We start from the raw sequence: 19516 nt of genomic DNA on the forward strand, positions 1-19516 counted from the left end.
TTATCGGGGCATCTGGCTGCGCTGACTTAACCAGACGCTGCCCAGCACCATTATGAAGCCGACAATTTGGACTGGCGCTAGGCTTTGACCAAGCGCCAGCCAGCCGAGCAATGTTGCGACCAGTGGGCTAAGAAAGCCAAGAGAAGCAGCGGCTGACGGTTCAATACGGGAGAGCCCGCGGAACCAGAGCAGATAGGTGAATGCTGCACCTATCAGGCCGAGATAGGCAATACCCAGAATATTTGCTGTGCTGGGCGTCGGCAGGGCTGGCTCCAGCAGCAGCGCCACTGGTACAAGCAAAATTCCACCGGCCGTCAATTGCCACGCTGTAAAGGTTAGACTGGAAACTGCCGGTTGCCAGCGACGCGTCAGAACCGTGCCAAACGCCATTGATACCGCACCTGCGATACCCGCAGCGACACCGATGGGATCAAGTGCGGCCTGAGGTGTCAAAACCAGCAGTGCCACGCCCGCTATGCCGATTAGGCCAGCAACAATCGCAAGAAAACGGATTGGCGTGCCAAGGAAGGCGCGTGAAAGGGCAATCACGATCAAAGGCTGAACTGCGCCAACTGTAGCGGCGACACCGCCGGGCAATCGATATGCTGAAACAAACAGCATGGCCCAGAAGAACGAGAAGTTGAGGCTTCCGAGAAGGAAGCTGCGCCCCCACCAGATACCGTTCGGCAGTTTTCTCACCAGCAACAGTAAAAGCAGGCCAGCGGGGAGGGCGCGCAACATAGCAACAGTTAATGGGTAGCCGTGCGGCAAAAACGACGTGGTGACGAAATAGGTGCTGCCCCAGATCCCTGGGGCAATGGCCGTCGCTGCAACATCGGTTGTGTACCGGAAATTTCGCATTATAAAACAAACTCTACATCAAGATAAATTAGGATTGACGTATTTTATCTTGATGTCAAGATATTTTTATCGGCCAGTTAGTTTGAAGTTTGGAGGCCCAATGCGAACTCCCGACCGCGTTCCCAGAACAATGGCAGTCTAGCGGCTGAACTGACCTGAACCACCTTCTGAGTCAGTTGTATTTAGCGTTGTCTGGGTAAGGTGGCCGAGAAAGAAAACGGATGTGTCGTCCTGATCGTCGATTTGCTGGATCGGCGTGATGACCGTGCCCTAGAACACGACAAGACCACGCAGCGGTCGCCCGGTGAGTTTGGGCAAGCCTGGACAATCTTTCACTGGTATTGCCGCCGATAGTACATTGGGAATCCTGCTATTCGGCAATTCACTGCATAATTTTTTCCTAAATTAGGCTACGATTTGGCGAATTATGCCGTAACGTGACCTTGCGCATATCAACGAACTCTTGTACGCAATAATCCATAAACCTGTAGTACAGGTTGGAGGAGAAATGTTTACAGAGGTTTCGCAGGACCTTGGCCTTGTCAGTGGTGCCATCAGCGCCATCACCCGCCATATCAGAGAAAATGAATTGGCTCCGGGTGAAAAATTGCCAAGCGAAATGACGCTGTCGCAGCAGCTTGGTGTGTCGCGCACGGTTGTGCGTGAGGCATTCCGGTCGCTCTCCGCCATGCGGCTGATTGATATGAGTCCCGGCAAGCGTGCAACAGTTGCCACGCTTGATCATGGTGCAATGTCGCTGATGTTCGAACATGGCATTCATACCGAACAGATCACTATTCAGCAGATCTACGATGTTCGTCGTACCATAGAGGTGCGGACGGTTACGCTGGCTGCGCTACGCCGCACCGACAGCGAGGCGCTGGACATTCTGCACCATGCCAACCAGATGGAAGTCGATTTTGGCCACAATGAAAAGGTCATGGAACACGACCTCGCCTTCCATCTTGCCGTTGCAAAAGCCTCTAAAAATCCGGTGTTTGAGCTCATTCTGGGTGCGTTCCAGAATGTCACACGCCAGACATGGCCGATTGGCTGGAAAAGCCGCACATCGGACGAACAACGCCATGCGGCAGGCCAACTTCACATTGCGATCGGGCAGGCCATTGCCGCAGGTGATCCGCAAATCGCCGCGACATTGATGGCGAAACATTTCGACGAGAGCGTGCACGCACTCATCGCAGCAGGAATAGCATAATCTGTCTTATGTGGTTCAGGGGCAGCTGATTTTCCCTGAACCGCTTTCCAGGAGGAAATCTATGAAAATTACGAAACTTGAAACCGTCCGCGTCGCGGAACGGGCGAACCTTCTATGGGTATTGGTTCACACGGACGAAGGCATAACCGGTCTGGGTGAAACCTTCTACGGTGCTGAAACCGTCGAAGCCTATGTTCATGAATATATTGCACCACGAGTGATCGGGCGTAATCCTCTGGAGATCGACCTGTTGGCGCAGGATCTGGTCGGTTACCTCGGTTTCCGGTCGTCCGGTGCCGAAGTACGCGGAAACTCGGCTTTTGACATCGCGCTTTGGGATATATTCGGCAAGGTAACGAACCAGCCGATTGCTCAGCTCCTTGGCGGTTTCAGCCGCAAAGAAATCCGCACCTACAACACCTGCGCAGGCACGGAATATATCAAAAAGGCGACCGGTCAGCAGACCGGCAATTACGGCCTGTCCGGCGGCAAGGAATATGACGATCTCAACGGCTTCCTGCACAATGCCGATGAGCTTGCGCATTCACTGCTGGAAGAAGGCATCACAGCCATGAAAATCTGGCCGTTTGACGCGGCCGCCGAAAAGACCCGTGGTCAGTATATCTCGATGCCGGATCTGAAAAGCGCACTGGTACCGTTTGAGAAAATCCGCAAGGCCGTTGGCGACAAAATGGACATCATGGTGGAGTTCCACTCCATGTGGCAACTTCTGCCCGCCATGCAGATTGCCAAGGCACTGGAGCCCTACAACACCTTCTGGCACGAAGACCCGATCAAAATGGACAGCCTGTCCAGCCTCGCACGTTACGCTGCCGTATCGCCGGCACCAATTTCGGCGTCTGAAACGCTCGGCTCTCGTTGGGCGTTCCGTGACCTGCTAGAAACCGGTGCCGCTGGCGTGATGATGCTGGATATCAGCTGGTGCGGTGGTATTTCAGAAGCCCGCAAGATCGCTTCCATGGCTGAAGCCTGGCACCTGCCGGTCGCGCCGCATGACTGCACCGGTCCGGTTGTGCTGTGCGCTTCTACCCACCTCTCGCTCAATGCGCCAAACGCATTGGTTCAGGAAAGTGTCCGTGCCTTCTACAAGACTTGGTACCGCGATCTGGTGACGGCGTTGCCTGAAGTGAAAAACGGCATGATCACTGTGCCACCCGGTGCCGGCCTCGGCATGGAACTGCACCCGGATCTCGAAAAGGCCTTCACCGTCAGCCGTCGTTTCTCGGATGCCAATTCGATCTAAACCGATCATTCATCGCGCAAAGTTGCCAGCCAGCTTTGCGCGATGACCTTTAGAACAGACTGCCCTGATCCGTCGGGGTGGATGATGCTGGCTTTGTCGGCTTCTTTTTAGGCGCCGACGTCTCCGTTGGAGATGAAGCCCCGGCCTCATCCGTGGTAACGGCTGACACACGACCATCGGCAAATTCCATTGACACAAACATGCCGCTGCTTATGGCTTCGGCGCGCGTCAATGTCCGGTTTTCCTCATCGCGGATGACAGCATAACCACGTTTCAGAACATTTTTATAAGACAGAGATTGTAGAATACGCTCATGTGCCGCCAGTCCTGAGCGGTTCTGTGCCATGCGGTGCAGAACCGCTGTATCGGCGCGCCGCGAAATACCGGTGACCCGTTCTTTTTGGCGTTCAACTTGTCCCAGCAGCCGCACAGGCAAGGAGCGTAGGGCGGAATCAAACGACGATACGCGAGAGGTAGCCTGTAATAGCCGACGTTCGACAATGCGATCAGCCCGCTGCATACGCTCAGTAAGCGTCTGACGCTGCACTTGCAGGCGGTGAACCAGCATGTCTAACCGTAGACCCGAGGCGATGCGTTCAAAGGTGCGCCGCTTGTTCAGCGTATTCAACTCAAGCCCGCGACCAAGCCCACTGGCAGCCTCGTCAAAACGACGACGGGGCAGGGCCAGAAGCTGGTCTAGCGAAGGCAATGCACGAACCAGCGCCCGCAGACCCTGGCGACGATTGTCCATTTGCCGTGTCGTTGAACCGGCAAGTCGTGCAGCAAGTCCAGCAAGCTGCGCTTGCAAATCTGCACGAACAGGAACCGCCATTTCGGCAGCACCGGTTGGAGTTGGTGCACGCACATCGGCTGCGTGGTCTATCAGCGTCCAGTCGGTTTCATGGCCAACGGCTGAGATCAGTGGAATATCGCTGTCAGCGGCTGCACGAACCACAATTTCGTCGTTGAAGCTCCATAGGTCTTCAAGGCTGCCGCCGCCGCGCGCAACGATCAGGACATCCGGTCTGGCAATAGCGCTGCCGGGGGCGATCGCATTAAAGCCCCTGATGGCATTTGCAATTTCCTCTCCCGAACCGTCACCTTGCACTTTCACCGGCCAGACAATGACGTGAACCGGAAAACGATCGGCAATACGGTGAAGGATGTCGCGAATAACTGCTCCGGTGGGCGAAGTTACGACGCCTATAACCCTGGGCATGAACGGCAGCAGTTGTTTTCGCCCCTGATCAAACAGCCCTTCGGCAGCAAGCCGGCGGCGACGTTCTTCCAGAAGCGCCATCAACGCACCGGCGCCGGCCGGTTCCAGGTTTTCGATAACGATCTGGTACTTGGACGAGCCAGGGAATGTGGTGATCTTGCCCGTGGCAATCACTTCCATGCCTTCTTCCGGCCGGAACTTCAGCTTGCTGAAACTGCCTTTCCAGATCACTGCATCGATCCGCGCCTTGTCGTCCTTCAAGGAGAAGTACGCATGGCCCGAAGAATGTGGCCCACGATAACCGGAAATCTCACCGCGCACCCGCACATGATCAAACGCCGTCTCAACCGTCCGCTTGATGGAACCGGATAGTTCCGAAACGGAAAACTCGGTGAGATTGCTGCCAGAATCGCTCTCGAAAAAATTGCTCATTCCCGTTTCTAGCCAATGATGACCGGTTTGTGAACGTTTATGGATAGATTGTAACGTGACGATTAATGACGGTGAAACCATAACCCTACAAAGGGCTGAAACCTGCTTGCTTCCATGACCTATCGCAATGTTTCTTTAGGATATGCGGGCCATTTTGAGGTCAGTTAAAGTCGCACAGGAGGCGGACAAATGATCTTCTTAACCGCCATGGTTTTGGGCATGACAGCCGTTATGCTTCGCTCGGCATTTTGCATCATCCTCATCTGTTTGATGATCGGTGGCACCTTCGCAGCTGCAGCTTTTGTCTCAGCCGGTCCTGTCGCCTTCTTGCCGTTGGTGATCGCTGTTGCCGGATACAATACCGGTATCATCAGCCTGCTTTGCGGCATGCTGCTGGTTCACAGACTGCGCGCCGCCTAACACTCAAGTCATCACCCAACAGGTCCGCCTCAGGGGCGAACCGTGTAAAGCTGCAGGCTGGACGTTTCATCCTTGGGCAGAGCCTCCAGATAATCCGGGACAACACCACGCGCCAGCGACGCGTACAGCCCATCCGGTGCCGCTTCGACAAGATTTTTCGTGCCAATATCACTGGGGCAGAAGGCAAGAATGCCAACATCTGCACCACGCAGGAAAGCCTCTGCTTCCGTGGGCGATGACAGGCCAATATGGATTTCCGCCAGCATGCCACCCTGATTGCGGTGATAAGGTGCGCTGAGCACCCTGTGATCGGTAAATCGAAGGATAGGTGCGCCGCTATCGACAGGGGCCGCGACAACGGTAGCTGGCAGGTGTGCCAATTGCGCGAGATCGCCTCTGCTCACGCAGGCTGTGTTACCTACGACGGCAGCAACAGTGCGACCGCCAATCATATTCCACCCGGTAATAGACCAAGAGGCCGCCAGAGCCCAGATCAGCGGCGTGGAAATGGCAAACAGCAGAAGATAGCCGAAGCTTGTACCAGAAGACCGTTTTTGCATTGCTGCTTCGCGCAGGTTCGCAATCGTAACCGCGAGAACGGGAATGGAAATCAGATTTGCGAAAACTGCGACGCGAAGCTGGATCAATGAAATTACCCAGCAGATCAGGATCAGAAGAAACAGCACGGCGTGAGGAAGGGCCTTGTGACCGCTGGTAATTCGGTAAAGGCAGAGCCCCATAGCCAGGAAGCCCGGCGCATAAAATGCACCAAGTCCCTCCGGCTCGATCCGTGCCTGCGCGATGACACTGCGTGCCTCACCCACATTGTTGAGCCATAATTTGACCAGCAGCGGATCGAGGTTTGCAAGTGGGCTTTGCAGGCACTGTGGTGCCAGCACCGATGCTGTGCTGAGAATGGCAACGCCATTGATCGCCAGAAGTGCGAAGCGTTTTGTCCTGGAAAGAGCTGAGGCGGCGCTGGCGGAAAGGAAAAGTAGCGTTCCACCGATTGCGGACAGCCCGTAAAAGCCGAGAGAAAGGCTGTCGCAGGTTACCAGTGAATAGGATGACGATGGAACGGTTAGAAAGAACAGGGCTGATATCGTGAGCGTCAGAGAAAGGCCGAACGCCTTGGCAGCAGCGCGGAATGCTTCACCAATGATGGCCCACGACAAGGCGACCGCAAGAGCCGTTGCTGCAATCAGCGGCGTTGTTTCTGCACCAATTGCAATGGCAAAGGCGGCACAAGCACCGGCCACCGCGTAGTTTGAGGCTCGAAGTTTGGGGTCAAGAAGCATGGCGACAATTACCATCGTCAGCACAAGCTGCACATTGTGATGGTCAATCGCACCGGGATAGAAGCGACTGCTGCCGAAGGCGAGCAGGGCGGCCATCAGCAGGCTGATATGCATGGTGGCTTCTCCACCCATGCGACGACCGGCAAGAGCCGTTGCTGCAAAAAGCGGAAACAGCAGCGAAAGTGGCCAGACAGCAAGTGCGACCCTCTCCGCACCTTCAGGCGATAGGAACAGGCCAAAAAAGCTGATCAAGGCGGCGATAGGCACATCGATGACGCGCGACCAGTGCATCAGCGTTCCGCCGGTAAGGCCAAGCCTATATTGCATCAGGTCAAACCATCCCTGACCGGCAAGCAGGTCGCGTACTTCCACCAGACGCATTGTGTCGTCATTATCGAGGCCGACATAATCCGTTGCCGTGGACAGGTTACCGAAGAAAATAATACCGGCCGTGATCAGGAAATAGGCCAGCACAATAAGCCAGAAACGCCCATTGGAGAGAGTGCTGCCGTTTGCCTCTGTCAGGTTGGACCTGCATGTTTCCCTCGAAAGTCCCGGCAGGGTCTCGTCTGTCATGCTGTTATTTTCCGTATGTGTTTACTAGTCTCTTCAACCTAGATTTAACCTTCTCAAGAAATAGTAAAACGGGCTGGTTCTTGTTCTCCGGCTGAAGATTTTCTGTTGTATTGAGTAGAAATCATGACCTTTGCGCCCAGCAGCGATGTAACCGTGGCCGTGTTATTGCCGTGCTATAATGAAGCGGCAACAATTGCCGGTGTCGTGAGAGGTTTTCGCGAGGCTCTGCCAAGTGCCCGCATCGTGGTCTATGACAACAACTCCACTGATGGGACGGCCCTTCAGGCTATGTTGGCGGGCGCGGAAGTTCTGCGTGAGCGCCGTCAGGGCAAAGGTCACGTCGTGCGCCGCATGTTCGCAGACATCGAGGCCGATATCTACGTTATGGCGGATGGAGACGGCACTTATTCTCCAGCAGATGCCGAAGAACTGATCCGCACATTGCTGACGGAACGCGCCGATATGGTCGTGGGTACACGACGTGGCGTCACGGCTGATGCGGGACGTCAGGGCCACGCTGCTGGCAATCGTATGTTCAATATCCTGTATCGCAGTATCTTTGGCACCGATTTTACCGATATTTTCTCCGGCTACCGGGCGTTTTCTCGACGTTTCGTAAAAAGCTTTCCAGCGGTGTCGGCAGGCTTTGAAATTGAAACCGAAATGTCGGTGCATGCATCGCGTCTCAAGTTACCGGTATGTGAGCTGGAGCTGGATTACGGTCGCCGCCCGGAAGGATCGCACTCCAAACTTTCCACCTATAAGGACGGTGTGCGCATTCTATGGATGTTCGCCATGCTGATGAAGGAGACGCGGCCTTTCGCGTTCTTCTCGATGATAAGCGCTGTAACGCTGTCGATCAGCATGGCCTTTATGACGCCGGTTCTGGCGGAGTATTTAGCCACCGGTCTGGTCAGCAAAATGCCGACCTGGGTTCTCTCCATGGCTCTCCTGATGATTTCGTTCCTGATCTTTACAGCCGGTCTGGTTCTCGATTCCGTTGCGCGCTCGCGTAACGAACAGCTGCGCATCCATTATCTGAATCAGAAACAAATATCGGCCAAAGCCCTTGCCGAAACACCTGTCCCGCGCAAGAACGGCAACGACAAGGATGTGAGGGTGGCGTGAAAAAACTTTTCTGGTTTGTGATAGCGGGCGGCTCGGGTTTTGCCGTGGATGCCGGCGTAACGCTGTTGCTGATCGCCTACACGTCAGCTGGTCCCTTCATCGCCCGTATTTTTGCGATTGCCACTGCCATGTTGTTCACCTGGCTGGTCAATCGCCATGTCACCTTTGGCAAGTCGGATCGCCGTGTTTTGCATGAGGGCTTTTTATATGCCTTTGTTGGCGTCGTCGCGGCCCTCATCAATTACGGCATTTACGCTCTTCTTTTGCTGCGCAATCCCGACCTGCAACCGTTCATCGCGCTATTTCTGTCATCGCTGTCGGCAATGGCATTCAGCTACTTAGGTTACTCAAGGTTCGTCTTTCGCCGTCGCGAAGGTGGCTGATAGTGTTCGAGGAACAGGAAAAGGTTTACACCGTTTCCCAACCATCCTTGTCAGCCGCGCGATAAATCGCATCGATAAAACGCTGGCTGTTTTTAGAGCTTTCGAGTGACACGACATCGGCATCGCCACCCTTTGCGGCGGCCGCAAAGGCTTCAATTTCGCATCGGTACTGGCGGCTGTCCTGAAAACGGAAGATCTGTGACAGGCCGTGGCTCTGGTTGGTCAACTCGACCTCTTCGGCGCCGTAACGGTCGGCATTGAAGGGTGATTTCACCTCGATGAAACCTTCGGTGCCGTGGAACACCATGACCTGGCGGTTGGCCATCTGTGTCGAGACATAAAAGCTCAGTTCAAAATCACCGAAGTCAGCTTTGACGCTGGAATAGATATCGGTTCCGAAAACCGGGTCACGCTCCACCACGGCCTGCACCCTCTTAGACTCCTTGCCGGTTGTGAAACGGGTGGTGATGGTGGGGTATACGCCGATATCGGGAAGGGCGCCGCCACCAAGTTCCGGAATATTGCGCATATTGCCTGGATCCCGATTGAAATAGCTAAATGCGCCCTGCACATGTTTCAGCGTGCCAATCGCGCCAGAGGAGAGCAGTTCGCGCACTTTCAGCCACACAGGAGCGTAGGTAACCATATAGGCTTCCGACACTAACACCTTGTTGCGATCACGCGCGGAAATCAGGTTATCGACGTCACCGGCCTTCAGGGCAATCGGCTTTTCGCACAATACATGTTTGCCAGCGTCAGCGGCCTTGATCGTCCATTCAACATGCTGGGAAGTGGGCAAAGGAATGTAGACGGCGTCGATGACATCGGAAGCCAGCATTTCCTCGTAGGAACCAAAGGCGTGTGGCACCGAAAAGCGGTCTGCCAATTGACGTGCTTTGGCAAGATCGCGGCTGGCAATCGCTGTGACAACGGCATTTTCTGCATCCTGAATGGCAGGAATAACCAGATCCCGGCCGATTTTCGCTGTCGACAGAACTCCAAAACGTAGCATGCTCATCTCCCTAGAATGTGGACCGCACCTTAGCATGCCATGATAGACAAGCAACCGAAGACGAAGGACCAGATATGTTGATCACATTGATGGCCGGATATGTCCTGCATTTGGCGTGTAGCCGACTTTTTACTTTTATAGAAATGCGAAAAACTGTATCCATTGAAAACTGGAGATACAGAAAATGTCCGATGAGAAAACAGCGCTTTTGGTGATCGATGTGCAGGAATCGTTCCGGCACACACCGTATTTCGAGGAAAGCGGTCTGAATACCTATCTTTCGGCACAGCAGAAACTGATCGATGGTGCAGACACTGCTGGTATTCCGGTCGTCCAGATTTTTCACGTTGATGGTGACCACGCATTTTCCGAAGAAAACGGATTTGTTCGCACGCTTGATGGCATTCAGATCAACCCCGCCGTGACGTTTCGCAAAAACCGCCATTCGGCATTTGTCGGCACGCAGCTTGACGCTTGGCTGAAAGAAAATCGCATCACGCGATTGATCGTTTCGGGTATTCGCACTGAGCAATGCTGCGAAACGACAACCCGCCATGGCTCCGATATTGGTTACAGCGTGGACTACGTAACCGAGGCGACGCTAACCTTCCCGATGACACATGCTTCCGGTGAAGTCTTTTCTGCCGAACAGATTGCCAGACGAACCGAGTTGGTCCTCGCCGGGCGTTTTGCACGTATCGCCACGGTCGATGACGTTTTGGCAGGAACGAAAGCAACAGCATGATGAACACAAGCGGCGGCGCTTCAAAAACAATTATTTCTGTCTTTGTGGTTCTGCCGCCGCAAACTCTGCTGCTGGACGTCGCTGGCCCACTGGAGGTGCTGCGTTATGCCAATCAACAGCAAAACGACATTCATTTTGATTGCCATTTCATCGCGTCAGGCGAAACACAGTCCACCACCATTGGCCTGACCTTGGCGGGGCTTGAGACTCTGCCGAACGAGTTGCCTGATAATGCCATGGTGCTGATTTCAGGCAGTTCTTCTGTCACGCCGCCCGGTGCCGGTTCAGACAGTGATATCAGCCGGGAAAGGCGTGCTTTGGCCGATTGGCTGCGCAGCACCGTCAGAGACGATACCGTCATTATTTCCATCTGCTCCGGTGCATTGATCGCAGCGCAAGCTGGACTGTTCGACAAACACCAATGCACCACCCATACCGACTGTATAAGTGAATTGCGCCGTGTAGCGCCTCTGGCGCAGGTGTTGGAAAACCGGTTGTTTGTCGAGGATGGCAAACGTCTCTCAAGTGCGGGAATTTCGACCGGCATTGATCTGCTGCTGCATATCGTGTCGGGTCTGACGACACCCATTGTCGCGGCGCGCATCGCGCAAACCATGGTCGTCTATCTCCGTCGCAGTGGCCATGATCCGCAGATTTCGCCATGGCTGAGCGGTCGCAACCATATTCATCCGTCAATCCATAAGGCGCAGGATGCCATTATGGCTGCTCCCGCTGAAGAGTGGTCTTTACCGCAACTGGCGGGACGTTCTGGTCTCAGCCAGCGGCATCTCTCGCGGTTGTTTCGCGAACATACCGGCATGAGCGTGGTGGACTATGTGAACCTGATGCGGGTGAATCTGGCGCGCGATCTGATCAGCAACTCCCGACTGGACATGGAAAGCGTGGCGGAACGCTCCGGTTTTGCCTCGACACGTCATCTTCGCCGTGTGTGGTCTGAACATAATTCCCACTCACCCAGTCATTACCGTTCGCATCTGTCGTGAGATGTGACCGCCGCGATTCATCACGCGGGCAGGCAGTATCCCATCAGGGAAATTCAATGGTTATGTCTCCGCAGGATTGCTAGTTTGGCAAAAGCAGTTTTGAAAAGGAGTATTTGACGTGGAAAAACGCGCCCTTGGCCGCACCGGCCTATCCATCGCACCCATTGTTTTCGGTGGTAACGTGTTTGGCTGGACTGCCGACGAAAAAACCTCTTTCCAGCTTCTGGATGCTTTTTTTGACGCGGGTTTTAATGCCATCGACACGGCAGATGTCTATTCCGCCTGGGTTCCCGGCCATCAGGGTGGTGAGTCAGAAGCAATCATCGGCAAGTGGTTGAAACAGAGTTCGGTAAAACGCGAAGATGCTGTCATCGTCACCAAAGTCGGCTTCGATAATAATGAGCGCAAGACAGGTCTGAGCGCCAAGTGGATAAACGAGGCTGTCGATGCATCGCTCAAGCGCCTGCAGACCGATTACATCGACCTTTATCTGGCCCACAAGCCGGATGAGGATGTACCGCTTGAGGAGACGCTTGGCGCATTTGCGCGGCTGAAAGAGCAGGGCAAGATCCGCGCAATCGGTTGCTCGAACTATAGTGCCGAACAGCTTCAGGCATCGCTGGATGTTGCCGCACGCACCAACCTGCCACGTTATGATGTGCTTCAGCCGGAATATAACCTTTATAACCGTGCCGATTTTGAAGGCCCGCTGGCTGAACTCTGCGTGAAGGAAGATATTGGCGTCATCAACTATTACAGCCTTGCTGCCGGCTTCCTGACCGGAAAATACCGTGCCAAGGTCGATACGGAAGGTGCTGCACGCTCGTATCGGGTGGAAGGTTACGTCAATGATCGCGGACTGGCTGTTCTCGGTGCAATGGATACGGTTGCTGCCGAGACCGGTGCCAAACTTGCCGATATCGCGCTGGCATGGTTGCTGCGCAAGAGAGCGGTAACTGCACCGATTGCCAGCGCCACAAGCCTGTCGCAGCTGGAGAGTTTCAAGCGGGCAACGGACCTGAAACTGACAGACGACATGATGACGCTTCTCGATAAGGCAGGTGCATAATGAGCCTGCAAATTCGTGATGCCCAGCCACAGGATCAGGCCGACTGGCTAAAACTGTGGCGCGATTATCTCGCCTTTTACAATGTTGATCTTGCTGAAGAGGTAACGGCTCATACTTGGGCCCGGGTGATGGACCCGGTCTCGCGTCTGTCCATGCGTCTGGCGGTCCTGGATGGGCAGACGGTGGGATTTGCCATTCACCATTTTCATGACTCCACCTGGGTTAAGACCCCGGATTGTTACCTGGAAGACCTGTTCATCGATGAGACCATTCGTGGCAAGGGTATCGGCCGCGCCCTGATTGATGATCTGATTGCCATCAGCAAGGAAAAGGGCTGGTCACGCCTCTATTGGCATACCGATGAAAACAATCAGCGCGCTCGCAAGCTTTATGACAGCTATGTCGAAAGCGATGGCCATATCCGCTACCGCCTCAAGTTCTGATCAGCCCTTGAAGCGGAAAAAATCGACGAAGGCCCTCAGCGCCGGCCGCATCTGCCGGCGCGAGGGGTAATAGATATAAAAACCGTCAAACGGTGCACACCAGTCCTCCAGCACACGCACCAAACGACCAGCCCTTATGTGGTCTTCGACCCGTTGTTCGAACACGAAAGCAAGACCTGCACCGTCAATTGCCGCACGGCAAATGAGGTTTTGGTCCGAAAGGATCAGTTGGCCCTGCACATCAACGACCAGCGGTTTTCCGTCCTTTTCCAGTTCCCATCGATAAATCCGCCCACTTGAAAAACGACGGCTTATGCAGCGATGTTGCATCAGTTCGCGTGGATGTTGGGGAGCTGGATGTTTCTCGAAATAACCAGGTGACGCGACAATCGCGCCGCGCCACGGGCCACTGGCACGAACGGCAATCATGTCTGCTTCCAGATTTTCGCCCAGCCGGAATCCGGCATCAAAACCCTTGGCGACAATATCCTCAAAGCTGTCATGGGTGGCGACTTCAAGGGAAATGTCGGGATAAAGCTCCAGAAACTCGCTTAGCCGCGGCATCAGCAATTCTTCTGCTGCAAGGCGCGGCAAGGTCACGCGCAACGGTCCGGCCGGGCGACCACCCTGTTCGGCAAGCGTGCTGATGACTGTGTCTATATCGCTCAACGCTGGTGCCAGTGTTTCAAGAAGCCGCCGGCCTTCTTCTGTCGGTGAAACGCTGCGGGTGGTGCGGTGAAGCAGCCGCAGGCCAACGCTAGCCTCCAGTGCAGAGACCGCATGGCTGACCGCGGATGGCGCAATGCCCAGTTCAGCGGCCGCCTTGCGGAAGCTTTTTTCTTCTGCGACGGTGGCCAGAACGGCCAGTTGTGAAAGCTGAACACGATTCATTGTTCTATTATTTAGAACAACCCACGCGATTTTGCAGCGATTATTTTTATCCGCGCATCGTCATATGGTGTGTCTGTTCCTCAAAGAATATTTCCTTCCTGAAAGGACGGACAAAATGAAAAACAGAACTCTCGGAGAAGATCTTTCTGTCTCGGCGCTTGGCCTTGGCTGCATGGGCATGACCCACGCCTACAGTCCCTCAACAGATCACAGTGGTTCGATTGCCACGTTGCACCGGGCGGTGGAGCTTGGTGTCACCTTTTTCGATACGGCGGAAGTTTACGGTCCCTACGACAATGAAATCCTTGTCGGAAAGGCGCTGCAGCCCTACCGCGACAAGGTGGTGATTGCCACCAAGTTCGGTTTCAAGATCGATACCAGCAAACCGGCCGGCCAGATGATGGGGGGCACCGACAGCCGCCCTGAAAATGTCCACGCCGTGGCCGAAGCCTCTCTGAAACGTCTGGGCGTTGATGTCATCGACCTGTTTTACCAGCACCGTGTCGACCCCAATGTGCCGATTGAAGAGACGGTGGGCGCTATGGCTGATCTGGTGAAGCAGGGTAAGGTCAAATATCTCGGTCTCTCCGAAGCCAGTGCCGATACCATCCGCAAGGCGCATGCCGAACATCCGATCACGGCATTGCAAAGCGAATATTCGCTCTGGACACGCGATGTCGAAGAAAATGGCGTGCTGGACACCTGCCGCGAGCTGGGTATCGGTTTTGTGCCGTTCAGCCCGCTTGGTCGTGGTGTACTGACCGGAGCGCTGAAAAAGCTGGATGGCCTGTCGGATAATGATTTCCGTCGTTCGCTTCCGCGTTTTCAGGCGGAGAATTTCGATGCCAACCTGGCGCTGGTTACACTGCTGGAAGAGATGGCAGAACAAAAGGGTGTAACAGCCGGTCAACTGGCTCTGGCCTGGGTCCTCGCGCAGGGTGATTTTATCGTGCCAATCCCCGGAACCACCAAGATTGCCAATCTGGAAAAGAACATTGCTGCGGCAGACGTTGTGTTGACCAAGGAAGAGGTCAAGGAGCTTGGCGATATGCTGTCTCCGGCAAAAGTTGCAGGCGGTCGTTATCCGCAGCAACTGGCTTCGATGGCAAGCCGCTGACAGGCGGCCTCAGGCGTGAGTGAGGACACCCTGGCGGTAGGCTGAAGGCGTAGTGCCGACAAGGGACTTGAACACCCGTGTCAAATGGCTCTGGCTGCTGAAACCACAGGCGGACGCGATCTGAGCAATCGGATCGCGTCCCGCCAAAAGCACTTTGGCCTGGGCGATGCGTCTGTGCATCACCCAGACATGTGGGGAAACCCCACAGCTGGCTTGGAACATGCGCTGCAGATGAAATTCGCTGAGGCCGGCAATCCCTGCCAGATCATGCAGGGCCAGCGTCTGACCAAGATTGGCATCGATATAATCAATCAGCCGTCGCCGTACCGCTGGCGTCAGGCCACCCTTGATCGAAGGGAACTGCTTTCCGCCGTAACGCGGATCGGTAAACAGTTGAGTCAATGCGCTGGTCACGGCTGCATCTGCGGCCATCCTATCACTTTGCCGGGTTGCCTCTGCAATGCGCTGCAAAGCCTTTGCCATTTCAGGCGCATTGTCGAAGGTTGCCTCGGGCAACACCATCAATCTGGCGTCCCGATCAAACATTTCCGTATAGAAACGGCGCAGGTCGTCATCCTCTACGTAGAGATGCACAAACTCGAAGGTATCAGTGATTTCCCATTCCGACGAGGCGCCTTGCGGCATGACACACAAGGCCCCCGGCCAACCGTTCACACCGCCATTGTCCAACCGCCGCGTGCCGGTGCCGCCTTGCAGGTAAAGGCTAAATGTGTGTCCGTCAGTCCGCTCATATTTCATGCGGTCATGCGCATTGCGCCAGATTGCTGCCGAGCGCCCAAACGAAAGATCGATCGCACCAACCACATCTGCGGAAGGCGACGCCTTGAGAAAACTGAAAACGGATTGCGGTTGAGCCTGCATGATGAACCCTGACGATGAGGCCATTCTACCGAATAGTTTGGGTCCTGTCACAATCTACGCAACGGTTCAGGTAAGCCGAGATCATTTCACCGCAAGAATATGCAAGAATGCGGTTCACTGGCGGCGCATATCTTTCTCGCAATACCGCGAGGACCAAATGGCCAACATCATTCTATTTATTTCCACCGTCTTGATCTGGGGCACCACCTGGATCGCAATTGCCATGCAGGTCGGGCCGGTGCCGGTCCTGGTTTCGGTCTTTTACCGCTTTGCCACCGCAGCAGTTCTGTTTATCATCGTCCTGATAGTGATGGGAAAACTGAAAATTCCGGCACTGAAAAATCAGCCCTTTATTCTGGCGCAGGCATTTTGCCTGTTCAGCCTCAACTTCATCTGTTTCTACAATGCCGCAAGCTACGTGCCATCGGGCCTGATCTCGGTGATCTTTTCGCTGGCGACGATCTACAACGCCATTAATGCTCGGCTGTTTTTCGGCGATGCGATTACCGGGCGCACGCTGGTAGCGGCCGCTCTTGGCGCATCGGGTCTGGTGTTGCTGTTTGGGCCTGATATCCTCATCCACTACAATGTCGACACGTGGAAAGGTGTCAGCCTGTCGGCGCTCGGCACGCTGTTCTTTTCCCTCGGCAACATGGTGTCACGCCGCAACAGCGCGGCTGGCATTACACCGGCCACAGCTAATGCCTGGGGCATGACCTATGGGGCAATCATTCTGCTGGTTTTGATTGCGGCCACTGGAACGCCGGTCGTTGCACCGCCCGACACACGCTACCTGCTGGCCATGCTCTATCTCGCGGCCATTGGTTCCGTCGTTGGTTTTACCACCTATCTGATGCTGGTCGCGCGCATCGGATCGTCGCGGGCCGCTTATGCCACAGTGCTGTTTCCAGTGGTCGCGCTGTCGCTTTCGACGCTTTATGAAGGGTATCAGTGGACTTTGCTTGGCGGCATTGGCCTGCTGCTGACGCTGGCCGGCAATGTGGTGATCTTTGCAAAACAACCTACACCCCGAAAAACGGCGACGGCTTGAAACGTCTGCCGCAACAACAGCCAACCAAAACAAAAAGGCCCGCTTTCGCGGGCCTTGATCGTTTAAAATCAATGCTGTCTCAGGCGCGCAGCACGCCGCCGGTTGTCTTTTCGACATTGCCGACGATCTTGGCAGTCAGCGCTTCGAAATCCTCATCCGTCAGGGTCTTGTCGACCGGCTGGATCTGAACTTCGATTGCGATGGACTTTTTGTTCTCGCCAAGGGACGCACCTTCGAAAACATCGAACACGTTCACACCGGTCACCAGCTTGCGGTCCGCACTTGTTGCAGCCTTGATGACCGCACCAGCTTCCACCGACTTGTCGACCACAAAAGCAAAGTCGCGCTTAACAGCCTGAAATGGCGAAAGTTCAAGCGCCGGCTTGGTGCGGGTGGCCTTCTTCTTAGGCTCTGCCATGGCATCGAGATAAATCTCGAAACCGGCATAGACGCCCGCCACGTCGAGTTCACCGAGTGTTTTCGGATGGAATTCACCGAAATACCCAAGCACAATCTTCGGCCCCATCTTGATGGTGCCAGAACGGCCCGGATGGTACCAGTCCGGTCCACCTGCCTCGATCTGGACATTGGACATTGGCAATCCACAAGCTTCAATCACGGCCAGTGCATCGGTCTTTGCATCATAGACGTCTACCGGCTTGCCGCCGCCCTTCGCTGCGTTGGACCACATGCGGCCAGCGCCGGAAAGCGATGCTGTGCCGCGACGAACGCCGCCAGCAACACGACGCTGACCTTCCGGGGTGTCGTTTTCATAGGTGCCGGACACTTCGAAGATGGCAACGTCGCCATGACCCTTGTCGGCATTACGCTGAGCGGCGGTCAACAGACCTGGCAGCAGCGAAGGCCGCATGTCGGACATGTCGGCCGCAATCGGGTTGGCAAGCTTCAGGGCAGGCAATCCGCCACCAAACAGCTTGGCCTGTGCCTCGGGAATGAACGACCATGTCACGGCTTCGAGCATGCCACGGCTGGCCAATGCGCGGCGCGCGGTGCGCGTGCGAATTTGAAGCGTGGTCAGGATACGGCCGTTGACGGCACCAAGGCTTTCCAGTGGCTGTGGCTTGATGTTGTCCACGCCATGGATACGCATGACCTCTTCAACCAGGTCGGCTTTGCCTTCCACGTCTGGACGCCATGATGGAACTGAAACGCTAACGCGCTCACCCGAACCTTCAATGCCAAAACCAAGCCCCTTGAGGATCTCAAGGCTTTCTTGCGTCGAAACGTCGAGACCGGTGAGGCGCTTGACCTCGGACAGCGGGAAGTCAACGAACTTGGGTTCAAAACCCTTGTAACCAACGATCTTGGCTTCACCCGCTGTGCCTCCGCACAGTTCCAAAACCAGTTCCGTGGTGCGCTCAAGGCCCGGAACCATATATTCCGGGTCGACACCGCGTTCGAAACGATAACGGGCATCGGTGATGATGCCGTGTGTACGACCGGTCTTGGCTATGTTGATCGGGTCCCACAGAGCCGATTCAATCAGCACGTCTGTGGTGTTCTCATCGCAGCCGGAATGTTCGCCGCCCATGATGCCACCGATGGATTCCAGACCATTGTCATCAGCGATGACAATGTTGGCGGGACCAAGCTTGTATTCTCGCTGGTCAAGCGCCAGGATAGTTTCACCTTCCTGAGCGCGACGGACCACCAGATTACCCTTGACCTTTGCAGCGTCAAACACGTGCATCGGACGGCCCTGATCGAAAGTCATGTAGTTGGTGATATCAACCAGCGCGTTGATCGGGCGCAGGCCAATCGCCATCAGGCGCTGCTGCATCCATTTTGGGCTGGGGCCATTTTTCACGCCACGGACGATGCGTAGGGAGAAGCCGGGGCAAAGGGCCGCGTCTTCCAGATCCAGCTTTACGTCGACCGGTGTCAGGCCCTCGACCTTGAAAGCCGGTGCCGGTTTTGTCTTCAGCGTGCCAAGGCCGGATGCGGCCAGATCGCGGGCAATACCGTAGATCGACGTGCAGTCCGGACGGTTTGGCGTCAGGTTGATTTCGATAACCGGGTCATCAAGACCGGCATAGGCTGCGAAGGATGTGCCGATTGGCGCATCTTCCGGTAGATCGATAATACCATTATGGTCGTCGGAGATGTTGAGTTCCTTTTCGGAGCACATCATGCCGTGGCTATCCACGCCGCGAATTTTGCCAACCGAAAGGGTCACATCGATACCCGGAACATAGGTGCCCGGACGTGCCAGTGCACCCACAAGACCGGCGCGCGCGTTTGGTGCACCGCAGACGATCTGAACCGGCTTGCCGTCACCGGCATCAACGCTCAATACCTTGAGGCGGTCTGCCTCTGGGTGTTTTTCAGCCGTCAGAACCTTGGCAATAACGAAGGGCTTGTAGGCCGCCTTGTCATCCACGTCTTCAACCTCAAGACCGATGGCTGTCAGGCGCTCGCAGATTTCATCAAGCGTGGCATCGGTTTCAAGATGCTCTTTCAGCCAGGAGAGTGTGAATTTCATCG

Annotated in this window: 18 protein-coding genes; 11 read left to right on the plus strand and 7 right to left on the minus strand. The window is 55.2% G+C overall.

The genetic code is table 11. The annotated features are described in order from the left end of the window. On the minus strand, window positions 1–861 hold the full coding sequence (locus PYL13_RS01830) for an EamA family transporter (protein ID WP_275640331.1): 861 nt from the start codon (window positions 859–861) through the stop codon (window positions 1–3). A gap of 508 nt (window positions 862–1369) precedes the next feature. Between PYL13_RS01830 and PYL13_RS01835 the strand changes: the two genes are divergently transcribed. Further along, complete coding sequence (locus tag PYL13_RS01835) at window positions 1370–2077, plus strand: FadR/GntR family transcriptional regulator (protein WP_250983267.1); 708 nt, start codon at window positions 1370–1372, stop codon at window positions 2075–2077. Between the two features lie 61 nt (window positions 2078–2138). Beyond that, window positions 2139–3341: a mandelate racemase/muconate lactonizing enzyme family protein gene (locus tag PYL13_RS01840; RefSeq protein WP_192486594.1), complete on the plus strand. Its 1203-nt coding sequence runs from the start codon at window positions 2139–2141 to the stop codon at window positions 3339–3341. 49 nt (window positions 3342–3390) lie between these two features. Here the strand turns inward: PYL13_RS01840 and xseA are convergent, their stop codons facing one another. Beyond that, window positions 3391–4992 (minus strand): exodeoxyribonuclease VII large subunit, encoded by a 1602-nt coding sequence (xseA, locus tag PYL13_RS01845; protein WP_275640332.1) that lies wholly within the window; start codon window positions 4990–4992, stop codon window positions 3391–3393. A 189-nt stretch (window positions 4993–5181) separates the two neighbouring features. Here xseA and PYL13_RS01850 point away from each other — a divergent pair, with 189 nt between their 5' ends. Continuing rightward, a complete protein-coding gene (locus PYL13_RS01850; protein WP_250983269.1) occupies window positions 5182–5412 on the plus strand; it encodes a hypothetical protein in 231 nt (76 codons plus the stop codon). Window positions 5413–5441: 29 nt separating this feature from the next. Here the strand turns inward: PYL13_RS01850 and PYL13_RS01855 are convergent, their stop codons facing one another. Then, window positions 5442–7286 carry a hypothetical protein gene (locus PYL13_RS01855; RefSeq protein WP_275640333.1) on the minus strand — a complete coding sequence of 615 codons (1845 nt, stop codon included), beginning with the start codon at window positions 7284–7286 and terminating at the stop codon, window positions 5442–5444. Between the two features lie 123 nt (window positions 7287–7409). Between PYL13_RS01855 and PYL13_RS01860 the strand changes: the two genes are divergently transcribed. Beyond that, window positions 7410–8414 carry a glycosyltransferase gene (locus PYL13_RS01860; RefSeq protein ID WP_275640334.1) on the plus strand — a complete coding sequence of 335 codons (1005 nt, stop codon included), beginning with the start codon at window positions 7410–7412 and terminating at the stop codon, window positions 8412–8414. Next, complete coding sequence (locus PYL13_RS01865; RefSeq protein WP_275640335.1) at window positions 8411–8797, plus strand: GtrA family protein; 387 nt, start codon at window positions 8411–8413, stop codon at window positions 8795–8797. Before PYL13_RS01860 ends, PYL13_RS01865 begins: the two co-directional genes overlap by 4 nt. Before the next feature lie 25 nt (window positions 8798–8822). Here the strand turns inward: PYL13_RS01865 and PYL13_RS01870 are convergent, their stop codons facing one another. Then, window positions 8823–9809 (minus strand): Gfo/Idh/MocA family protein, encoded by a 987-nt coding sequence (locus tag PYL13_RS01870; RefSeq protein WP_275640336.1) that lies wholly within the window; start codon window positions 9807–9809, stop codon window positions 8823–8825. 184 nt (window positions 9810–9993) lie between these two features. Here PYL13_RS01870 and PYL13_RS01875 point away from each other — a divergent pair, with 184 nt between their 5' ends. The 4 genes from PYL13_RS01875 (at window position 9994) to PYL13_RS01890 (ending at window position 13070) form a co-directional block, all read left to right on the plus strand. Next, window positions 9994–10554 (plus strand): isochorismatase family protein, encoded by a 561-nt coding sequence (locus PYL13_RS01875; protein WP_275640337.1) that lies wholly within the window; start codon window positions 9994–9996, stop codon window positions 10552–10554. Continuing rightward, on the plus strand, window positions 10554–11558 hold the full coding sequence (locus tag PYL13_RS01880; RefSeq protein WP_275641347.1) for a GlxA family transcriptional regulator: 1005 nt from the start codon (window positions 10554–10556) through the stop codon (window positions 11556–11558). The genes PYL13_RS01875 and PYL13_RS01880 overlap by 1 nt, the downstream gene beginning before the upstream one ends. Before the next feature lie 118 nt (window positions 11559–11676). After that, complete coding sequence (locus tag PYL13_RS01885; RefSeq protein WP_275640338.1) at window positions 11677–12627, plus strand: aldo/keto reductase; 951 nt, start codon at window positions 11677–11679, stop codon at window positions 12625–12627. Then, entirely contained in the window at window positions 12627–13070 is a 444-nt protein-coding gene (locus PYL13_RS01890) for a GNAT family N-acetyltransferase (RefSeq protein ID WP_275640339.1), read from the plus strand. Before PYL13_RS01885 ends, PYL13_RS01890 begins: the two co-directional genes overlap by 1 nt. Here PYL13_RS01890 and PYL13_RS01895 read toward each other — a convergent pair whose 3' ends face one another. Beyond that, window positions 13071–13961, minus strand: coding sequence for a LysR family transcriptional regulator (locus PYL13_RS01895; protein ID WP_275640340.1), 891 nt, complete (start codon window positions 13959–13961; stop codon window positions 13071–13073). Between the two features lie 115 nt (window positions 13962–14076). On the opposite strand from PYL13_RS01895, the gene PYL13_RS01900 reads away from it, so the two are divergent. After that, window positions 14077–15078, plus strand: coding sequence for an aldo/keto reductase (locus PYL13_RS01900; protein WP_275640341.1), 1002 nt, complete (start codon window positions 14077–14079; stop codon window positions 15076–15078). A 9-nt stretch (window positions 15079–15087) separates the two neighbouring features. Here PYL13_RS01900 and PYL13_RS01905 read toward each other — a convergent pair whose 3' ends face one another. Next, window positions 15088–15837 (minus strand): helix-turn-helix domain-containing protein, encoded by a 750-nt coding sequence (locus tag PYL13_RS01905; protein ID WP_275641348.1) that lies wholly within the window; start codon window positions 15835–15837, stop codon window positions 15088–15090. Window positions 15838–16117: 280 nt separating this feature from the next. Here PYL13_RS01905 and PYL13_RS01910 point away from each other — a divergent pair, with 280 nt between their 5' ends. Further along, window positions 16118–17011, plus strand: coding sequence for a DMT family transporter (locus tag PYL13_RS01910; protein WP_275640342.1), 894 nt, complete (start codon window positions 16118–16120; stop codon window positions 17009–17011). A 79-nt stretch (window positions 17012–17090) separates the two neighbouring features. On the opposite strand, the gene pheT is transcribed toward PYL13_RS01910, so the two are convergent. After that, the gene (gene pheT / locus PYL13_RS01915) at window positions 17091–19514 is read right to left on the minus strand and encodes a phenylalanine--tRNA ligase subunit beta (protein WP_275640343.1); all 2424 of its coding nucleotides are present in this window, start codon (window positions 19512–19514) and stop codon (window positions 17091–17093) included. Window positions 19515–19516 lie beyond the last annotated feature (2 nt).

It is taken from the genome of Agrobacterium sp. Azo12, from assembly GCF_029193765.2.
In the GTDB taxonomy this organism is placed as follows: domain Bacteria; phylum Pseudomonadota; class Alphaproteobacteria; order Rhizobiales; family Rhizobiaceae; genus Agrobacterium.

Coding starts and splice junctions, on each gene's coding strand:
- PYL13_RS01880 (WP_275641347.1), top strand. CDS start 10,554: ATGAACACAAGCGGCGGCGCTTCAAAAACAATTATTTCTGTCTTTGTG.
- PYL13_RS01910 (WP_275640342.1), top strand. CDS start 16,118: ATGGCCAACATCATTCTATTTATTTCCACCGTCTTGATCTGGGGCACC.
- PYL13_RS01900 (WP_275640341.1), top strand. CDS start 14,077: ATGAAAAACAGAACTCTCGGAGAAGATCTTTCTGTCTCGGCGCTTGGC.
- PYL13_RS01855 (WP_275640333.1), bottom strand. CDS start 7,286: ATGACAGACGAGACCCTGCCGGGACTTTCGAGGGAAACATGCAGGTCC.
- PYL13_RS01860 (WP_275640334.1), top strand. CDS start 7,410: ATGACCTTTGCGCCCAGCAGCGATGTAACCGTGGCCGTGTTATTGCCG.
- PYL13_RS01850 (WP_250983269.1), top strand. CDS start 5,182: ATGATCTTCTTAACCGCCATGGTTTTGGGCATGACAGCCGTTATGCTT.
- PYL13_RS01905 (WP_275641348.1), bottom strand. CDS start 15,837: ATGAAATATGAGCGGACTGACGGACACACATTTAGCCTTTACCTGCAA.
- PYL13_RS01835 (WP_250983267.1), top strand. CDS start 1,370: ATGTTTACAGAGGTTTCGCAGGACCTTGGCCTTGTCAGTGGTGCCATC.
- PYL13_RS01895 (WP_275640340.1), bottom strand. CDS start 13,961: ATGAATCGTGTTCAGCTTTCACAACTGGCCGTTCTGGCCACCGTCGCA.
- xseA (WP_275640332.1), bottom strand. CDS start 4,992: ATGAGCAATTTTTTCGAGAGCGATTCTGGCAGCAATCTCACCGAGTTT.
- PYL13_RS01875 (WP_275640337.1), top strand. CDS start 9,994: ATGTCCGATGAGAAAACAGCGCTTTTGGTGATCGATGTGCAGGAATCG.
- PYL13_RS01870 (WP_275640336.1), bottom strand. CDS start 9,809: ATGCTACGTTTTGGAGTTCTGTCGACAGCGAAAATCGGCCGGGATCTG.
- PYL13_RS01840 (WP_192486594.1), top strand. CDS start 2,139: ATGAAAATTACGAAACTTGAAACCGTCCGCGTCGCGGAACGGGCGAAC.
- pheT (WP_275640343.1), bottom strand. CDS start 19,514: ATGAAATTCACACTCTCCTGGCTGAAAGAGCATCTTGAAACCGATGCC.
- PYL13_RS01890 (WP_275640339.1), top strand. CDS start 12,627: ATGAGCCTGCAAATTCGTGATGCCCAGCCACAGGATCAGGCCGACTGG.
- PYL13_RS01830 (WP_275640331.1), bottom strand. CDS start 861: ATGCGAAATTTCCGGTACACAACCGATGTTGCAGCGACGGCCATTGCC.